Origin of the sequence: Endozoicomonas atrinae, from assembly GCF_001647025.1 — a bacterium.
In the GTDB taxonomy this organism is placed as follows: Bacteria; Pseudomonadota; Gammaproteobacteria; order Pseudomonadales; family Endozoicomonadaceae; genus Endozoicomonas; species Endozoicomonas atrinae.
Genome location: NZ_LUKQ02000738.1, coordinates 1 through 592 on the forward strand (window position 1 = coordinate 1; position 592 = coordinate 592).

The window sequence follows — 592 nt, forward strand, 5'->3', positions numbered from 1 at the left end:
ACCATTCGCACCGGAGTTAAACAGCTCAGAAAGGCTATGGGAGTGGATGCGGGAGCATGACTTATCAAACAAAGCATTTTCAGGTTATGAAAATATTGTAGATTGTTGCTGTGAAGCTTGGAATAACCTTTGCAGCGAAGCTGGTCGACTGTTCAGTCTGTGCTCCCGTGATTGGGCAGTTATACAGTAGTTAGAAAATTCAATTGGTATGAGTACGACTTCCATTATCAGGAACTGAAACAGCGGTTTGAACAGGGCGAGCTGGATGATCATGAAGTGGACGCCCTGGTGGATGACGATGGCAATCTGGATGAATCCGCCCTGCATGAAGAAGCGCAATGGCAAGCCAATAACAGCGTCGACACTATGGACGACAAGGCGCTGGTACGGGATCACATAAGCTATTCCGACAAGGAAGACGCTGCGCTGGAAGCCTGGGAGAACGACTACGAGTCGGACGTTCGCAGTGACCTGGAAGCGGAGCTGCGGGATGAGTCCGACGTTCAGTACCGCAATTATGCCATGCAAGGTGGTGAAGATTATTCCGAACTGTTGCTGATTCTCGATAACAACAGCCACGTATTCCCCGCTG

1 protein-coding gene and 1 pseudogene are annotated in these 592 nt (G+C 49.7%); both read left to right on the forward strand.

Features of this window, described 5'->3' with window-relative positions; genetic code table 11:
• Positions 1-190: pseudogene (locus tag AK963_RS36370) on the forward strand (IS630 family transposase); the annotation flags it as partial.
• The coding region (locus tag AK963_RS30370; protein WP_139117834.1) for a hypothetical protein at positions 172-592 on the forward strand (421 nt) is incomplete at its 3' end. The pseudogene AK963_RS36370 and the gene AK963_RS30370, both read left to right, overlap by 19 nt.